Origin of the sequence: Palleronia pontilimi (assembly GCF_016412875.1) — a bacterium.
Lineage (GTDB): Bacteria > Pseudomonadota > Alphaproteobacteria > Rhodobacterales > Rhodobacteraceae > Palleronia > Palleronia pontilimi.
In genome coordinates, this window is record NZ_JAEKPD010000001.1 from 98,947 (window position 1) to 114,115 (window position 15,169).

The window sequence follows — 15,169 nt, forward strand, 5'->3', positions numbered from 1 at the left end:
CCTTACGTTTGACGTCTTGCCATACGCGACAGCAGAAGCACTGTCATCCCCGCCCAGATCGCGGCCAGCGAAAACCAGGTGATGGCGTATTGCAGGTGATCGTTGGGGATCGCGGTGGTGCCGACCGGCAGCGGCAGGACGCCCGGCAGCGCTTGCGCCCGGGCGACGACCAGCAGCGGTTCTGAGTCCAGGGCTTGGGCCATGGCGGGCAGGTCGCGGGCGAACCAGATATTCGCGGCCATGTCCGGCGCGGGGGTGAAGCCGTCCACCTCGTCGGGCCAGAGCAGGTTGCCGGTGACGTCCAGGTCAGTGGGCGGGCGCGGCGCGTCCTTCTGCGCGGTGGGTATGGCCCCCAGATCCACGAGGATGCGGCGGGAGGCGTCCGTCTCGAAGGCCGAGACGACGCGATAGGACGGGCCGAACGCCTCGGACGTGGTCAGGACGTGGATCTCGTCGCCCGTGGTCCGCCCCGAGACCGTTACGGGCAGGTATTCGTCGCGCTCTTCGGTCGGTGCGTCGGGAAGGGCCACGGGCGTGTCCGCGATGCGCGTCTCGATCCGGTCTAGGATGGCGGTCTTCCACGCCAGCCGCTGCACCTGCCAGATGCCCAAGCCCAGCAGCAGGGCCAGCCCGCCCGTGGCGAAGATCGCGAAACCGATAATGCGCAAGCGCGTGCCTTTCGTCGCAGCAAAAAGGGCGCCGATGCCGCGCCCTTTTTCGTTGGTGTCAGTGGGGTCGGAACGGACCGATCACGATCCCCAGATATAGATCGACGCGAACAGGAACAGCCAGACCACGTCCACGAAGTGCCAGTACCAGGCGGCGGCTTCGAACCCGATATGCTTTTCGGGCGTGAAGTGGCCCGCGCGGACCCGCAGGTAGCACACGAACAGGAAGATCGTGCCGATGATCACGTGCGCGCCGTGAAAGCCCGTCGCCATGAAGAAGTTGGCGCCGTAGATGTTGCCCGAGAAGCCGAAGGCCGCGTGGCTGTATTCGTAGGCCTGGAAGAACGTGAAGATCACGCCCAGGATCACCGCGATCAGGATGCCGTTGCGCAGATCCTTGCGGTTGTCCTCGTGCACCAGCGCGTGGTGCGCCCAAGTCGCCGCCGCGCCCGAGCACAGCAGGATCAGCGTGTTGATGAGCGGCAGGTGCCAGGGATCGAAGGTCTCGATCGAGGGGGGCGGCCATTGCCCTTCGGAAAACGTCTCCATCGGGTACATTGCATGCTTGAAGAACGACCAGAACCAGGCGGCGAAGAACATGACCTCGGACATGATGAACATGATGAAGCCGTAACGCAGGCCGATACGCACGACGGGCGTGTGGTCGCCTTCGTTCGATTCGGCCACAACGTCCGACCACCAGCCGAACATCACGTAGAGCACCACGGCCAGGCCGATGAAGAACATGAACGGCGTCATCCCCTTCATCCACAGCACGGCGCCGAACAGCATGACGAAGCCGCCGACCGATCCCAGGAACGGGTACAGCGACGGGGGAAGGATGTGATAATCGTGGTTCTTTTCGTGCGCCATGGGCGGGACCCCTCGTTTGGGCTTAATTGGTGTTCAGCGCGGCTTGGCTCGCGTTGTCCGGCAGATCAATCTCATAGAAGGTGTAGGACAGCGTGATGTGATTGACAAACTTCGCGTCGCGATCTTCGACGATGGCGGGGTCGACGTAGAAGGTCACGGGCATTTCGACACGTTCGCCGGGTTGCAAGACCTGTTCTTCGAAACAGAAGCAGTCGATCTTGGTGAAGAAGCTGCCCGCATCGTAGGGCGCGACGTTATAGGACGCGCTGCCCGCGATGGGTCGGTCGGTGGGGTTGTAGGCCTCGTAGAAGGCCAGCCCGGTCTCGCCGATCTTGAGTTCGACCTCGCGCTCGAGCGGCTTGAACTCCCAGGGCATGCCTCGTTCCAGCGACGCGTCGAAGCGGATCGTGATGGTCTGGTCCAGCACGGTGTCCGATCCGGCCTCGGCCACGCCGGTCGCGCCACCGTAGCCCGTGACGCGGCAGAACCAGTCGTAAAGCGGCACGGACGCCCAGGCCATCGCGCCCATGAACACGACCAGCGACACGGCCTGCAGGACGGTCTTCTTCTTGGGATCCATGCTCATTTCGGGGCCTCTTCGCCGGGCAGCATTTCGGGGCGCACGACATGGTCGAAGCCCTGCACCGCGCCCAGCTGCTTCACCTTCACGACCGTCAGACCGAAGACGATGGCGATGAAGCCCACCAGCACCAGTCCCAGTCCGACATTGCGCGATCGGCGACGTCCGTGCAGTTCGTGCTCTGCGTTGATGGCCATCAGATAAGCCCCCCTGCGCGCAGGGCCGCGTCGGCCAGCAGCGCGCCGAAATGAATGAAGAGATACAGCAGCGAGAATTTGAAGAACGCCTTTTCGGTGGTGTAATTGTCGGCCTCGGCCATGACCTCGTCACGGCGGAAGATGTCCCACGCGCCCTTCAGGAACCAGGCGTTCAGCGCGATGGCGGCCACCAGATAGACCGGCCCGCCCGCGCTGGTGAAGCCCAGCCAGACGGCGAAGGCCGCGAGGATGATCGTGTAGGCCAGGATGTGACGGCGGGTGGCGGGGCGGCCGTGGGTCACGGTCAGCATCGGCACGCCCGCATCGTCGTAGTCGGACCGCATGAACAAGGCGAGCGCCCAGAAATGCGGCGGGGTCCACAGGAAGATGAGCGAGAACATCAGCACCGATTCCAGGCTGATCGACCCGGTGGCGGCCACCCAGCCGATCATCGGGGGAAAGGCACCGGCGGCGCCGCCGATCACGATGTTCTGGGGCGTCGTGCGCTTCAGCCACATGGAATAGACGACGACGTAGAAGAAGATGGTGAAGGCCAGCAGGCCCGCGGCCAACCAGTTGGTGGCCAGCCCCAGCATCACGACCGAGAAGCCCGACAGCGCCAGGCCGATGGCCAGCGCTTCGGATCCGGTGACGCGGCCCGACGGCACGGGGCGCTTGCGCGTGCGTTTCATCACCGCGTCGATATCGGCGTCCCACCACATGTTCAGCGCGCCCGACGCGCCGCCGCCCACGGCGATGAACAGGATGGCGCAGAAGCCCACGAAGGGATGCAGCGAAACGGGCGCGACCAGCATGCCGGCGAAGGCCGTGAAGACCACCAGCGTCATCACGCGCGGCTTCAGCAGGGCGAAGTAATCGCCGAACTGGGCCTCGTGCTCGGGGGCCTGGACAGTCATGTCAGTCATCGTCGCCGCCTTTCACCGCCGGTGTCGCGGTCGCGCCACGACACCGGCCAGAAATCAGTTCGCGCTGTTCGTCTCGGCTTCGGCTTCAGCGTCGGCTTCAGCTTCAGCGTCCGCTTCGGCATCGGCTTCGGCATTAGCTTCCGCTTCGCCACCGGCTTCGGCGTCAGCTTCGGTGCCGCCATCCGCTTGCGGTTCCGCTGCGCCGTCGGCTGACCCTTCGCCTTCGGTCTCGACCACCGGCTCGATCTCTTCGTCGGCCAGGGGCTCTTCCTCGGACGGCTCGCCGGGGGTGGCTTCGCCTTCACCGTCCACGGGCGACACGGTCATCTCGTTGACCTGGCCCGCTTCGGTTCCGTCGCCCTGCTGGGCCATCGACGCCTCGCGCGGGGTGCCGCCATATTCTTCGATCGCGCTGTCGAGCCATTCCTCGTAGGCCTCTTCGCTGACGACTTTCACGGTGATCGGCATATAGGCGTGGGCGATGCCGCAAAGCTCGGAGCACTGGCCGAAATAGACGCCTTCGCGGTCGGCCTGGAACCACAGCTCGGCCAGGCGGCCCGGGATGCCATCCTGCTTCACGCCGAAGGCGGGGATGGTCCACGAGTGGATCACGTCCGCTCCGGTGACCTGCACCACGACCGTCTTGCCTACGGGCACGACGACGGCGGTGTCGGTGGCCAGCTTGAATTCGTCCTGGGTGTAGCCCGCCTCTTCCAGCTGGGCGACCACGTCGGCGGTCAGGCGGTTGTCACCACCGGTCGCGGGCGAGCCGATCATGTAGCTGTCGAAGCTGAATTCGTGGTCGGGATAGGTGTAGCCCCAGTACCATTGGTAGCCGGTCGCCTTGATGGTCACGTCCGCTTCGGGAATTTCCTGCTGGTTGAACAGGATCGGCAACGAGAACGCGCCGATGAAGATCAGGATCACGATCGGCACGACGGTCCACGCGATTTCGACGGGCGTGTTGTGGGTGAAGCTCTTGGGATCCTTGTTGGTCTTGTGGTTGTACTTGACCAGCACGATGCCCAGCAGCGCCACCACGAACAGCGTGATCGCGGTGATGATGATCAGCAGCATTCCGTCCAGCCAATGCACGTCCTCGGCGATCGAGGTCACGGCGGGCTGGAACCCCATCCCGCCGGGCGCGGGCTTGCCCACGATCTCGAGATCCTGGCCCACGTCCTGCGCCATGGCGGCATGGGAGACGAGGAACGCTGCGGCGGCGGTAAGGGAAAAGGCTGTGCGCATCTATATATCCTGTCAGGCTACGACGGCGGGACGCGCGAACGGCACGACCCGTTGGAAAGTTGGCGCTTAAAACCATATTGGGGTGTAGGGGGCAAGTCACCGCCTTGCGGCATTCAGCCGCCCGCGCCCCGAATGACCAGCAAAAGCGGCCTAATCGACCCGAAGTTCCGATCCGAAGAGGACATTTTACGTGAGTGAAGCCCCGTTCCGCCCGCTCGGCACCCGAATCGACGACGCCGCCGCCCTGCGCCATCTGCGCACCGCCCTTGCCGGGGCCGACGACGGCGAGCTGTTCTTCGAACGCAAGCGCTCCGAAGCGATCATGTTCGACGACGGCCGGGTGCGCAACGCCAGCTACGACGCCTCGGAAGGGTTCGGGCTGCGCGCGGTGCGGGGCGAGACGTCGGGCTATGCCCATTCCACCGAGCTGAGCGAGCACGCGCTGCTGCGCGCCGTCGACACCGCGCGGCTGGCGGTGGGCGATGGCGGCGGCGTGGCCGCCGACGCGCCCCTGCCCACCAATCGCAAGCTCTATACCGATGCCGACCCCATGGCCGATGCGACCTTCCCCGTGAAGATCGAGACCCTGCGCGAGATCGACGCCTTCGCGCGCGATCTGGACAGCCGTGTGGTGCAGGTGACGGCGACGCTGGCCGCATCGATCCAGGAGGTCGAGATCCTGCGCGCCGATGGCCAGGTGCTGCGCGACGTGCGCCCCATGACGCGGCTGAACGTGTCGGTGATCGTGGAACAGGACGGGCGGCGCGAAAGCGGCTCGATGGGCGGCGGCGGCAGGACCGGGCTGGGAGGCCTGATGGTGCGCAGCCACTGGGAAGGGGTCACCCGCGAAGCCTTGCGCATCGCGCTGGTCAACCTGGAGGCCGAGCCCGCGCCCGCGGGCGTGATGGACGTGGTGCTTGGACCCGGCTGGCCCGGCATCCTGCTGCACGAGGCCATCGGCCACGGGCTCGAGGGCGATTTCAACCGCAAGCAATCCTCGGCCTTCGCGGGGCTCATGGGTCAGCGGATCGCGGCCCCGGGCGTGACGGTGCTGGACGACGGCACGATCCCCGACCGGCGCGGATCGATCAGCATCGACGACGAAGGCACCCAGTCGGGGCGCAACGTGCTGATCGACGACGGCGTGCTGGTGGGCTTCATGCAGGATCGCCAGAACGCGCGGCTGATGGGCGTGGCGCCCACCGGCAACGGGCGGCGCGAAAGCTACGCCCACGCGCCCATGCCGCGGATGACCAACACCTACATGCTGGGCGGCGATGCCGATCCCGCGGCGATCCTGGCGGACCTGAAGGACGGGATCTACGCCGTGGGCTTCGGCGGCGGGCAGGTGGACATCACCAACGGCAAGTTCGTCTTCTCCTGTACCGAGGCGTATCGCGTGAAGGACGGCAAGGTCGGCGCCCCGGTGAAGGGCGCCACTCTGATCGGCGACGGCGCGACGGCATTGCAGAAGATCCGCGCGGTGGGCAACGACATGGCCATGGACCCGGGCATCGGCAATTGCGGCAAGGCGGGACAATGGGTGCCGGTGGGCGTGGGCCAGCCGACACTGATGATCGGCGGGCTGACGGTGGGCGGATCGGCGGCCTGATTCGAAGGATCGGCAGCTGGCCGCGCTTGGGGGCGTCGAGGCGAATGGATAAAAAAGAACGATTTATCAAAGCCTAACCAGAAAGATGCAGATCGCGGGCAAGTCTTAAGACCTCTTTAACCATCTCTGGCGCAATGTGGCTTTGCAACGAGACGAGGTCAGGATGGTCCTGGATTTTTTCCCTTCCCCACCCCCCCTCACCCCACCCCACTCCGAGGAAGATTGGCTGGACTGGCTTCGTCTCTTGCGCTCTCGCCGCGTCGGCGTCAGCACCTTCTTCCGGCTGATGACAGAAGCGGGCAATGCCCGCGACGCGCTTCAGAAACTTCCCGAGATCGCGAAGGCCGCGGGGGTCGGCGATTACGCCGCCTGCCCCGTCGAAGTGGCCCGGGACGAGCTGCGGCGCGGTCGGCTGGCGGGCGCACGGCTCATCGCCTACGGCACCGACGACTACCCCGCGCAACTGTCGGACATTTCCGATCCGCCCCCCCTGCTCTGGGCGCTGGGCGACCTGTCGCTGCTCAAGCGGCCGACGGTCGCGATGGTCGGAGCGCGCAACGCGTCGTCGCTGGGCCTGCGCATGGCGCGCTCGCTGGCGAGCGGCTTGGGTCGCGCGGGCGTGGTCACCGTGTCGGGACTGGCGCGCGGCATCGACACCGCCTGCCACGAGACCACCTTGGAGACCGGCACGATCGCCGTGATGGCGGGCGGCATCGACGTCGTCTACCCGTCCGAGAACGCCGTGCTGGCCCGTGAAATCGAAGAGCGCGGCCTGATCGTGTCCGAGCAGCCCGTCGGATTGCGCCCGCAGGCGCGGCATTTCCCGCGGCGCAACCGGATCATCTCGGGCCTTGCGCGCGGCGTCGTCGTGGTCGAAGCGGCGTCGAAATCGGGCAGCCTGATCACCGCGCGCGATTCGCTGGACCAGGGCCGGGACGTCCTGGCCGTGCCCGGCCACCCCTTCGACGCGCGCGCGGCCGGCTGCAACATGCTGTTGCGCGACGGTGCGACATTGGTCCGCGGCCCGAAGGACGTGATCGAGGCCCTGGGACTGGCCGAGCCCGAACAGGCGGCACCCGCCCCCGTGCAGCAAGCGGCACCTCAGGATGCCGGATCCGCCAGCCCCGAGCGCACGCTGCGGGAAACCAACGCCTTGCACCAGCAGATCCTGGATCGCCTCGGCCCGTCACCGACCTCGGAAGACCAGCTGATCCGCGACCTGAAGCAGCCCGTCCAGCGTGTCACCGCCGAGATCGTGACGCTCGAGCTGGAGGGCAAGGTGGTTCGGCAGCCCGGGGGCAAACTCAGCCTGATCTGACGGGTCCACCCGCCGAACAGGCGGCCGATCCGCCATCCCGTGCGACACGGTTCGCGCCGGACCTGCGCGACGCGTCCGGCCATGGGTGACCGACAGTCCGACTTGCCTGTTCTGCCCCTTTCCGCCTAAGCGCGATTGACAAGATCGGGGCCACCCCCACATCTACCACGCTTACCAGTTCCGCAGATCGAAGGATCCTTCATGCCGGTCGTCGTCGTCGAGTCGCCTGCCAAAGCCAAGACAATCAACAAGTATCTTGGCTCGGACTACACCGTCCTGGCGTCCTACGGACACGTCCGTGACCTGCCGCCGAAGGATGGATCGGTCGATCCGGACAACAGTTTCGACATGAAGTGGGAAATCGCGTCCGACAGCAAGAAACACGTCAAGGCCATCGCCGACGCGCTGAAGGACGACAACAACCTGATCCTGGCCACCGACCCCGACCGCGAGGGCGAGGCGATCAGCTGGCACCTGGAAGAGGCCCTGCGCAACCGCAAGGCCATCAACAAGAACACGCCCGTCAGCCGCGTCGTCTTCAACGCCATCACCAAGTCCGCCGTGACCGAGGCCATGAAGAACCCCCGCCAGGTCGACGCGCCGCTGGTCGAGGCTTACCTGGCCCGCCGCGCGCTGGACTACCTTGTGGGCTTCAACCTGTCGCCGGTTTTGTGGCGCAAGCTGCCCGGCGCCAAGTCTGCGGGCCGCGTGCAATCGGTCTGCCTACGCCTGATCGTCGAGCGCGAGATGGAGATCGAGGCGTTCAAGCCCCGCGAATACTGGCAGGTCAAGGCGCTTCTGACGACGCCGCGCGGCCAGGATTTCGAGGCGCGCCTGACCACGCTGGCGGGCAAGAAGCTGGACCGTTTCAGCTTGGAAAACGAGACCCAGGCCGAAATGGCGGTGCAAGCCGTCACGTCGCGCAAGCTGGAAATCGCCAGCGTCGAGGCGAAGCCCACCACGCGCAACCCGTCGCCGCCCTTCATGACTTCGACTCTGCAGCAGGAAGCCAGCCGAAAGTTCGGCATGGGCGCGCGGGCCTGCATGTCGACGGCCCAGCGCCTGTATGAAGCGGGCCACATCACCTACATGCGGACCGACGGAATCGACATGGCGCCCGAGGCCGTGACCGGCGCGCGCGATGCGATCACCGCGCGCTACGGCAGGGATTACGTGCCGGGCAGCCCGCGGATCTACAAGAACAAGGCCAAGAACGCCCAAGAAGCGCATGAATGCATCCGCCCCACCGACATGGGGAAATCGGCCCAAGAGCTCGACATCCGCGACGCCGACCAGCGCAAGCTTTACGATCTGATCTGGAAGCGCACGCTGGCCAGCCAGATGGAAGCCGCCCGTCTGGAGCGCACCACGGTCGAGATCGCCGACCGCGACCGCGCCGTCGGCCTGCGCGCCACCGGCCAGGTCGTCACCTTCGACGGCTTCCTGAAGGTCTACGAGGAAGGGCGCGACGACGTCCAGGACGAGGACGACAACCGCCTGCCGCAGATCATGCAGGGCGAGGCGGCGGCGTTCTCGAAATCCGGGCTTCGGGACGATTTCGCCAAGGCCGACAAGCGTGACGACGTGATCGACGACGGCGCCGCGGGCATGCGCAAGAACGGCAGCGCCGTGCTGGGCGACAACGGCGCGGTGCTGGCCACGCAAAGCTTCACCCAGCCGCCGCCGCGCTATACCGAGGCGACGCTGGTCAAGCGGATGGAAGAGCTCGGCATCGGGCGGCCGTCGACCTACGCGTCTATCGTGACCACGATCCAGGACCGCGAATACGTCCGCAAGGACGGCAACCGCCTGATCCCCGAGGACAAGGGGCGTCTGGTGATCGCGTTTCTCGAAAACTACTTCCGACGCTACCTGGAATACGATTTCACCGCCGACCTGGAAGACCAGCTGGATCACGTGAGCGCGGGCGAGCAGGACTGGAAGGATCTGCTGGCGCGGTTCTGGCGCGACTTCTCGGCCGCCATTGCCGAAACCTCCGAACTGCGCATCACGGACGTGCTCGAAAAGATCAACGAGGTGCTCGAGCCGCACCTGTTCCCGCCCAACCCCGACGGCACCGATCCGCGGCTTTGCCCCAATTGCGGGGCCGGGCGGCTGTCGATGCGCACCGCGCGGTCGGGCGGCGCGTTCATCGGTTGCTCGAACTATCCCGAATGCCGCTATACCCGGCCTTTCGGGCCGCCCGACCCGGAAGCCGAGGCCAGCGCGATCCCCCCCGAGGGCAAGCTGCTGGGCGAGGATCAGGGCGACGAGATCCGCGTCTTCAAGGGCCGCTTCGGCCCCTATGTGCAGCGCGGCGACGTGACCGAGGACAACAAGAAGCCGCCGCGCCAGTCGGTGCCGAAGGACTGGCCGCCCGAGGACCTGGACCTGGAGCGCGCCGTGATGCTGCTGTCGCTGCCACGCGAAGTGGGCAAGCACCCCGAGGACGGCGTGACCGTCTGGGCCAATATCGGCCGCTACGGCCCGTATCTGAAGCACGCCGAAACTACGTCGGACCGGGGCGGCACCAACGCCAACCTGGAAGGCATCGACGAGGTATGGACCGTGGGCATGAACCGCGCGGTGCAGCTGCTGGCCGAGAAGAAGGCCAGCCGCGGCGGCCGCGGACAGGCCGCCGCACCCTTGCGCGAGCTGGGCGAACACCCGACCGCGGGCGGGCCGGTGAACGTCATGAAGGGCAAGTATGGGCCTTACGTGAAGTGGGAAAAGATCAACGCGACGATCCCCGACACGATGGAGCCCGAGAACATCACCATCGACCAGGCGGTCGTGCTGATCGACGAGCGCGCGGCGAAGTCCGGCAAGAAGCCTGCACGCAAGAAGGCCGCCCCGAAAAAGGCCGCGCCGAAGAAAGCGGCGGCCAAGAAGGGCCCGGCGGCGAAAAAGAAGGCCGAGTGAGCGCGCGCGCGCAGCTGGCGTCGCGCGATCATGCCGTAAACGGCGCGGTGATTACTCCGTGGCGGCTGGCCGATTACGAATTGGCGGCCTTGCCCGGCGGAGCGGCGCCGTCGGCGGTTTGACTTGCCTTCTGCGTCGCGGCATACCTGCGCTCGACAGGGCCATGGTGCCCGCCAGGCGTGAGGTATCCCATGAAAAAAGTGTATGGAACGGCGTCCGAGGCGCTGGACGGCCTGCTGCATGACGGCATGTTCATCGCGGCGGGCGGCTTCGGGCTGTGCGGCATCCCCGAGCTGTTGCTGCAGGCGATCAAGGACGCGGGCACGAAGAACCTGACCTTCGCGTCCAACAACGCGGGCGTGGACGATTTCGGGATCGGGATCTTGCTGCAGACCAAGCAGGTGAAGAAGATGATCTCGTCCTACGTGGGCGAGAACAAGGAATTCATGCGCCAGTACTTGTCGGGCGAGCTCGAGCTCGAGTTCAACCCGCAAGGCACACTGGCCGAACGGATGCGCGCGGGCGGCAGCGGCATTCCCGGCTTCTATACCAAGACCGGCGTCGGCACCCAGATCGCCGAGGGCAAGGAACACAAGGATTTCGACGGCGAAACCTACATCATGGAGCGCGGCATCATCGCCGACCTTTCCATCGTGAAGGCGTGGAAGGCCGACGACACGGGCAACCTGATCTTCCGAAAGACCGCCCGCAACTTCAATCCGCCCGCCGCCATGTGCGGCAAGGTCTGCGTGGCCGAGGTCGAGGAAATCGTGCCCCGCGGGTCGCTGGACCCCGACCAGATCCACCTGCCGGGCATCTATGTACACCGCATCGTGCAGGGCGAGCACGAAAAGCGGATTGAGCAACGCACCGTGAGGGAGAAAGCCTGATGCCCTGGGATCGCAATCAGATGGCCGAACGGGCCGCGCAGGAACTGAAGGACGGCATGTACGTGAACCTCGGCATCGGGATCCCGACGCTGGTGGCGAACTATATCGGTGACAAGGAAATCACCCTGCAATCCGAAAACGGGATGCTCGGCATGGGACCCTTCCCCTTCGAGGGCGAAGAGGACGCGGACCTGATAAACGCCGGCAAGCAGACCATCACCGAGCTGGCGCGCACGTCCTATTTCGACAGCGCCATGTCCTTCGGCATGATCCGCGGCGGCAAGATCGCGGCGGCGATCCTTGGGGCGATGGAAGTGTCGGAAAAGGGCGACCTGGCCAACTGGATGATCCCCGGCAAGCTGGTCAAGGGGATGGGCGGCGCCATGGACCTGGTGGCGGGCGTGGGCCGCGTCATCGTGGTGATGGACCACACCAACAAGCACGGCGAGAGCAAGCTTCTGAAGGAATGCACCCTGCCGCTGACCGGCAAGGGCGTGGTCGATCTGATCATCACCGACCTGGGCGTGCTGGAAGTGGATCACAAGGGGCTGCATATCCTGGAATGCGCCGATGGCGTGACCGAGCAGGACATCCGCGCGGCCACCGAGGCATCGATCGTCTGAGATCCGCGGGACGGGGTCTGGCGCCAGAGGGCGAGACTACGCTGCCCTGGGCCTCCGTTTCGGCAGAGGGCGCAGATCACGGCGGAGGGAGAGTGCTACGCGCGGTGCGGGCGACAGCTTTTCGCATACGCACGGTCGCTATTGGCTTGGGTGAGCGCCCGGACCTGCCGCCACCGCGATCGGACCGGACGTGTCCGCCGCCCGATCTGCGGGGCCGCGGCCGCTTGATGATCGTTCAAGAAACGGAAACGGTTTCATATTATCGCCCCAATCTGTCTCTAATCGGGGGCGCATGATGATCACTCGGCCCCATGCCCCTGGCCCCGGCACCGACACACGCCTGCGCGACCGCATGATCCTGGGCGGCTGCCTTGTTCTGCTGGTCGTGGGGCTGATCGGATTGGCCAGTGCCACCGGGTGGGACGAGGTGCGCGCCCAGATCGCGCGGCTGGGCCTGGGCCAGGTGCTGGTCCTGCTGGCGCTGAGCCTGGTCAACTACCTGTTTCGCGGGTTGCGCTGGCATCTTTTCGCGCGACGCCTGGGCCTGGACACGGCGCTGGTTCAGAACCTGCGCCATTTCCTGGGCGGCTTTGCCATGTCCGTCACCCCCGGCCGCGTGGGCGAGCTGGTGCGCATGCGCTGGATCCGCCGCGAAACCGGCTGGCCGTTCGAGCGCACGGCGCCGCTGGTCCTGATCGACCGCGCGTCGGACCTGGCGGCCATGGGGCTGATCCTGGCGCTGGCGCTGGCCCTGTCGACGACCGGCATCATGGGCGCCGTGCCCGTGGCCGGGCTGGCGCTTCTTGCGTCTTTCGTGGTGACGCGACCGTCGCTTCTGGCCTGGATGTCCTACGGCGCCTATCGCGCCACGGGCCGGTTCGGGCGCCTGTTCGTGCGGGTGCGGCGCGCGGCGCTGTCGCTGGCGCAGTTTTCGCACCCGGCCACCATGCTGTTCGCCGCCACGCTCGGCGTCGTCGGGTGGCTGGCCGAAGGGGTCGCCTTCTTCGCGCTGCTTCAGTGGATGGGGGCCGAGATCGGCCTGTGGACCGCCATCGCGATCTTCATCTTCGCAACGCTGGCGGGCGGGTTGACTGGCGCGCCCGGCGGCGTAGGCGGGGCTGAGGCCGCCATGATCGCGCTGCTGGCCGCCAACCACGTGCCGCTGGAGGTTTCCGTCCCGGCCACCGCCATCATCCGCGTCACCACCCTGTGGTTCGCGATCCTCATCGGCCTTGCCGTGTTCCCGCACGCCGAGGCGCAGTCACGAAAGGGTTCCCATGCGCTGGAACACGGCTGAATACAGCGGCTGGGGCCGCGCGCTGACCGCGTCCGGCCAATTGGCGCGCCCCGAACGCGCCAGCGCGGTCGCGGCGCTCATGGACGAAGAGCCGGCACCCGCCATCGGCAATCGCCGCTCCTACGGCGATGCCTGCCTGAACGACGGCGGCCGCGCGGTGGACATGACCCGGATGGACCGGGTGCTGGGCTTCGATCCGGAGGCGGGCGAAATCACCGTCGAGGCCGGGGTCGAGTTGGGCGTTTTGTCGCGGATGCTGGCGCCCAAGGGCTTTCTTCCGGCGGTGATGCCGGGCACCGGGTTCGCCACCGTCGGCGGCGCGATTGCCATGGACGTGCACGGCAAGAACCACCACCACGCCGGATCCTTCGGGCAACACGTCGCCGAGATCACGCTGCAGACGCCGAAGGGCGAGCGGGTGGTCGGCGAAGGCACCGACCTGTTCCGCGCCACCGTGGGCGGGTTGGGCCAGACCGGGGTGATCGTCTCGGCCAAGCTGCGGCTCTTGAAATGCAAGGGCGACGTGATCGTGGTGACCGAACGCCGTGTGCCCGGCTGGGATGACTTCCTGGCGCTGCTCGACGGCTCGGACGCGACCTATACGGTGGGCTGGATCGACGCGACCGCCACCGGTACCAAGCTGGGGCGCGGGATCCTGGAAGAGGCCGAGACAGGCTCGGGCCTGATCCCGTCGAAATCCACCGCGCGCCGGATCAAGCGCAACGCGCCCGGCTGGGCGCTGTCGCCCGGCATCGTGCGGGCGTTCAACAGCCTATATTACAACCGCGTCCCCAGATCGGGGCGCACCAGCGTGAAGCGGTTGCAGGATTTCTTCTTCCCGCTCGACCGCATCCACGACTGGAACAAGCTTTACGGCAGGCGCGGCTTTCACCAGTTCCAATGCGTCGTGCCGGTGGACGCGGCCCCTGCCCTGCGCGCGATGCTGGAAAAGATCGCGACCTCCGGGCTGGCATCGCCGCTGGCGGTGCTGAAACGCATGGGACCGGGGCGCGCGGGGTTCATGTCCTTCCCGATGGAGGGCTACACGCTGGCCTGCGATTTCCGCAACGTCGATCGCTCCACCCGCCTGATCCGCGACCTGGAACAGGATGTGGCCGAGGCCCGGGGGCGGCTGTACCTGGCCAAGGACGCGCTGGCCCGCGGCGCCCATGTGCGCGCCATGTATCCCGAACACGGCGACTGGCTGGCAGAGGTGCAGCAAGTCGATCCCGACAAGGCGCTGGTCACCGACCTGGTGCGCCGACTGGAACTGAGGGCCGCGCCATGAGCGAGACTTGGATCATCCTGGGCGCCACGTCCTCCATGGCGCGCGCGATGGCGCGGCAACTGGCCGAGCGGGGCGATGCCCTGGTGCTGGCAGGCCGCGACATGCCCGACCTGGAAGCCACGGCGTCCGATTGCCAGCTGCGCGGCGCGGCCGATGCCCGCGCGGTGCGCTTCGACGCGCGCGATCCGTCGACGTTCCAGGCGATCCTGGACGCGGCCGAGGGCACGGTGAATTGCGCGGTCTTCGTGGGCTCCATGCCCGACCAGTCGCTGATCGACGCCGACCCGTCGCTGATCGATGGCACGGTGATGGACAGCTTCACCGGCCCCGCGCGGTTCCTGCAGATGCTGGCCCCGGTGATCGAGGACAAGGGTGCCGGCGTCGTGGTGGGCGTCGGATCCGTCGCGGGCGACCGGGGCCGCGTGGGCAACTACGTCTACGGTGCAGCCAAGGCCGGGTTCGCCACCTACCTGTCGGGGCTCAGGAACCGACTGACGCGGGCGGGCGGGCACGTGGTGACGGTGAAGCCCGGCTTCGTCGACACCGCGATGACTTGGGGGATCGAGGGCATGTTCCTGGTCGCGACGCCCGACGACGTGGCGCGCGACATCCTGAAGGCGGTGAAGAAGCGGCGCAACGTGATCTACACGCCGTTCTTCTGGCGCTACATCATGGCAATCATCAAGGCGGTGCCCGAGCCGATCTTCAAGAAGATGTCGATCTAGGC

Annotated in this window: 13 protein-coding genes and 1 pseudogene; 8 read left to right on the plus strand and 6 right to left on the minus strand. The window is 66.6% G+C overall.

Going from position 1 to position 15,169, the window contains the following annotated elements; genetic code table 11:
• Positions 1-2 precede the first annotated feature (2 nt).
• The 6 genes and pseudogenes from ILP92_RS00515 to coxB all read right to left on the minus strand — a co-directional run.
• Positions 3-668 carry an SURF1 family protein gene (locus ILP92_RS00515; protein ID WP_198914414.1) on the minus strand — a complete coding sequence of 222 codons (666 nt, stop codon included), beginning with the start codon at positions 666-668 and terminating at the stop codon, positions 3-5.
• Positions 669-749: 81 nt separating this feature from the next.
• Positions 750-1,541 carry a cytochrome c oxidase subunit 3 gene (locus ILP92_RS00520; protein WP_198914415.1) on the minus strand — a complete coding sequence of 264 codons (792 nt, stop codon included), beginning with the start codon at positions 1,539-1,541 and terminating at the stop codon, positions 750-752.
• A 22-nt stretch (positions 1,542-1,563) separates the two neighbouring features.
• Positions 1,564-2,127: a cytochrome c oxidase assembly protein gene (locus tag ILP92_RS00525; RefSeq protein ID WP_198914416.1), complete on the minus strand. Its 564-nt coding sequence runs from the start codon at positions 2,125-2,127 to the stop codon at positions 1,564-1,566.
• A complete protein-coding gene (locus ILP92_RS00530) occupies positions 2,124-2,318 on the minus strand; it encodes a cytochrome c oxidase system small membrane protein (protein ID WP_198914417.1) in 195 nt (64 codons plus the stop codon). Before ILP92_RS00530 ends, ILP92_RS00525 begins: the two co-directional genes overlap by 4 nt.
• Positions 2,318-3,244, minus strand: coding sequence for a heme o synthase (gene cyoE, locus ILP92_RS00535; protein ID WP_198914418.1), 927 nt, complete (start codon positions 3,242-3,244; stop codon positions 2,318-2,320). The genes ILP92_RS00530 and cyoE overlap by 1 nt, the downstream gene beginning before the upstream one ends.
• A 387-nt stretch (positions 3,245-3,631) precedes the next feature.
• Positions 3,632-4,492, minus strand: a pseudogene (gene coxB / locus ILP92_RS00540) (cytochrome c oxidase subunit II); the annotation flags it as partial.
• 190 nt (positions 4,493-4,682) lie between these two features.
• Here coxB and tldD point away from each other — a divergent pair.
• From tldD to ILP92_RS00580, 8 genes are all read left to right on the plus strand, one after another.
• On the plus strand, positions 4,683-6,104 hold the full coding sequence (tldD, locus tag ILP92_RS00545; RefSeq protein ID WP_198914420.1) for a metalloprotease TldD: 1,422 nt from the start codon (positions 4,683-4,685) through the stop codon (positions 6,102-6,104).
• Between the two features lie 163 nt (positions 6,105-6,267).
• Positions 6,268-7,422 (plus strand): DNA-processing protein DprA, encoded by a 1,155-nt coding sequence (gene dprA / locus ILP92_RS00550; RefSeq protein WP_198914421.1) that lies wholly within the window; start codon positions 6,268-6,270, stop codon positions 7,420-7,422.
• A 201-nt stretch (positions 7,423-7,623) separates the two neighbouring features.
• Positions 7,624-10,344 carry a type I DNA topoisomerase gene (gene topA / locus ILP92_RS00555; RefSeq protein ID WP_198914422.1) on the plus strand — a complete coding sequence of 907 codons (2,721 nt, stop codon included), beginning with the start codon at positions 7,624-7,626 and terminating at the stop codon, positions 10,342-10,344.
• A 191-nt stretch (positions 10,345-10,535) separates the two neighbouring features.
• Positions 10,536-11,234 carry a CoA transferase subunit A gene (locus ILP92_RS00560; RefSeq protein WP_198914423.1) on the plus strand — a complete coding sequence of 233 codons (699 nt, stop codon included), beginning with the start codon at positions 10,536-10,538 and terminating at the stop codon, positions 11,232-11,234.
• Positions 11,234-11,857 (plus strand): 3-oxoacid CoA-transferase subunit B, encoded by a 624-nt coding sequence (locus ILP92_RS00565; RefSeq protein WP_198914424.1) that lies wholly within the window; start codon positions 11,234-11,236, stop codon positions 11,855-11,857. The genes ILP92_RS00560 and ILP92_RS00565 overlap by 1 nt, the downstream gene beginning before the upstream one ends.
• A gap of 292 nt (positions 11,858-12,149) precedes the next feature.
• On the plus strand, positions 12,150-13,154 hold the full coding sequence (locus ILP92_RS00570; RefSeq protein WP_198914425.1) for a lysylphosphatidylglycerol synthase transmembrane domain-containing protein: 1,005 nt from the start codon (positions 12,150-12,152) through the stop codon (positions 13,152-13,154).
• On the plus strand, positions 13,135-14,442 hold the full coding sequence (locus tag ILP92_RS00575) for an FAD-binding oxidoreductase (RefSeq protein ID WP_198914426.1): 1,308 nt from the start codon (positions 13,135-13,137) through the stop codon (positions 14,440-14,442). Before ILP92_RS00570 ends, ILP92_RS00575 begins: the two co-directional genes overlap by 20 nt.
• Entirely contained in the window at positions 14,439-15,167 is a 729-nt protein-coding gene (locus ILP92_RS00580) for an SDR family oxidoreductase (RefSeq protein WP_198914427.1), read from the plus strand. The genes ILP92_RS00575 and ILP92_RS00580 overlap by 4 nt, the downstream gene beginning before the upstream one ends.
• The last annotated feature ends 2 nt before the right edge of the window (positions 15,168-15,169 follow it).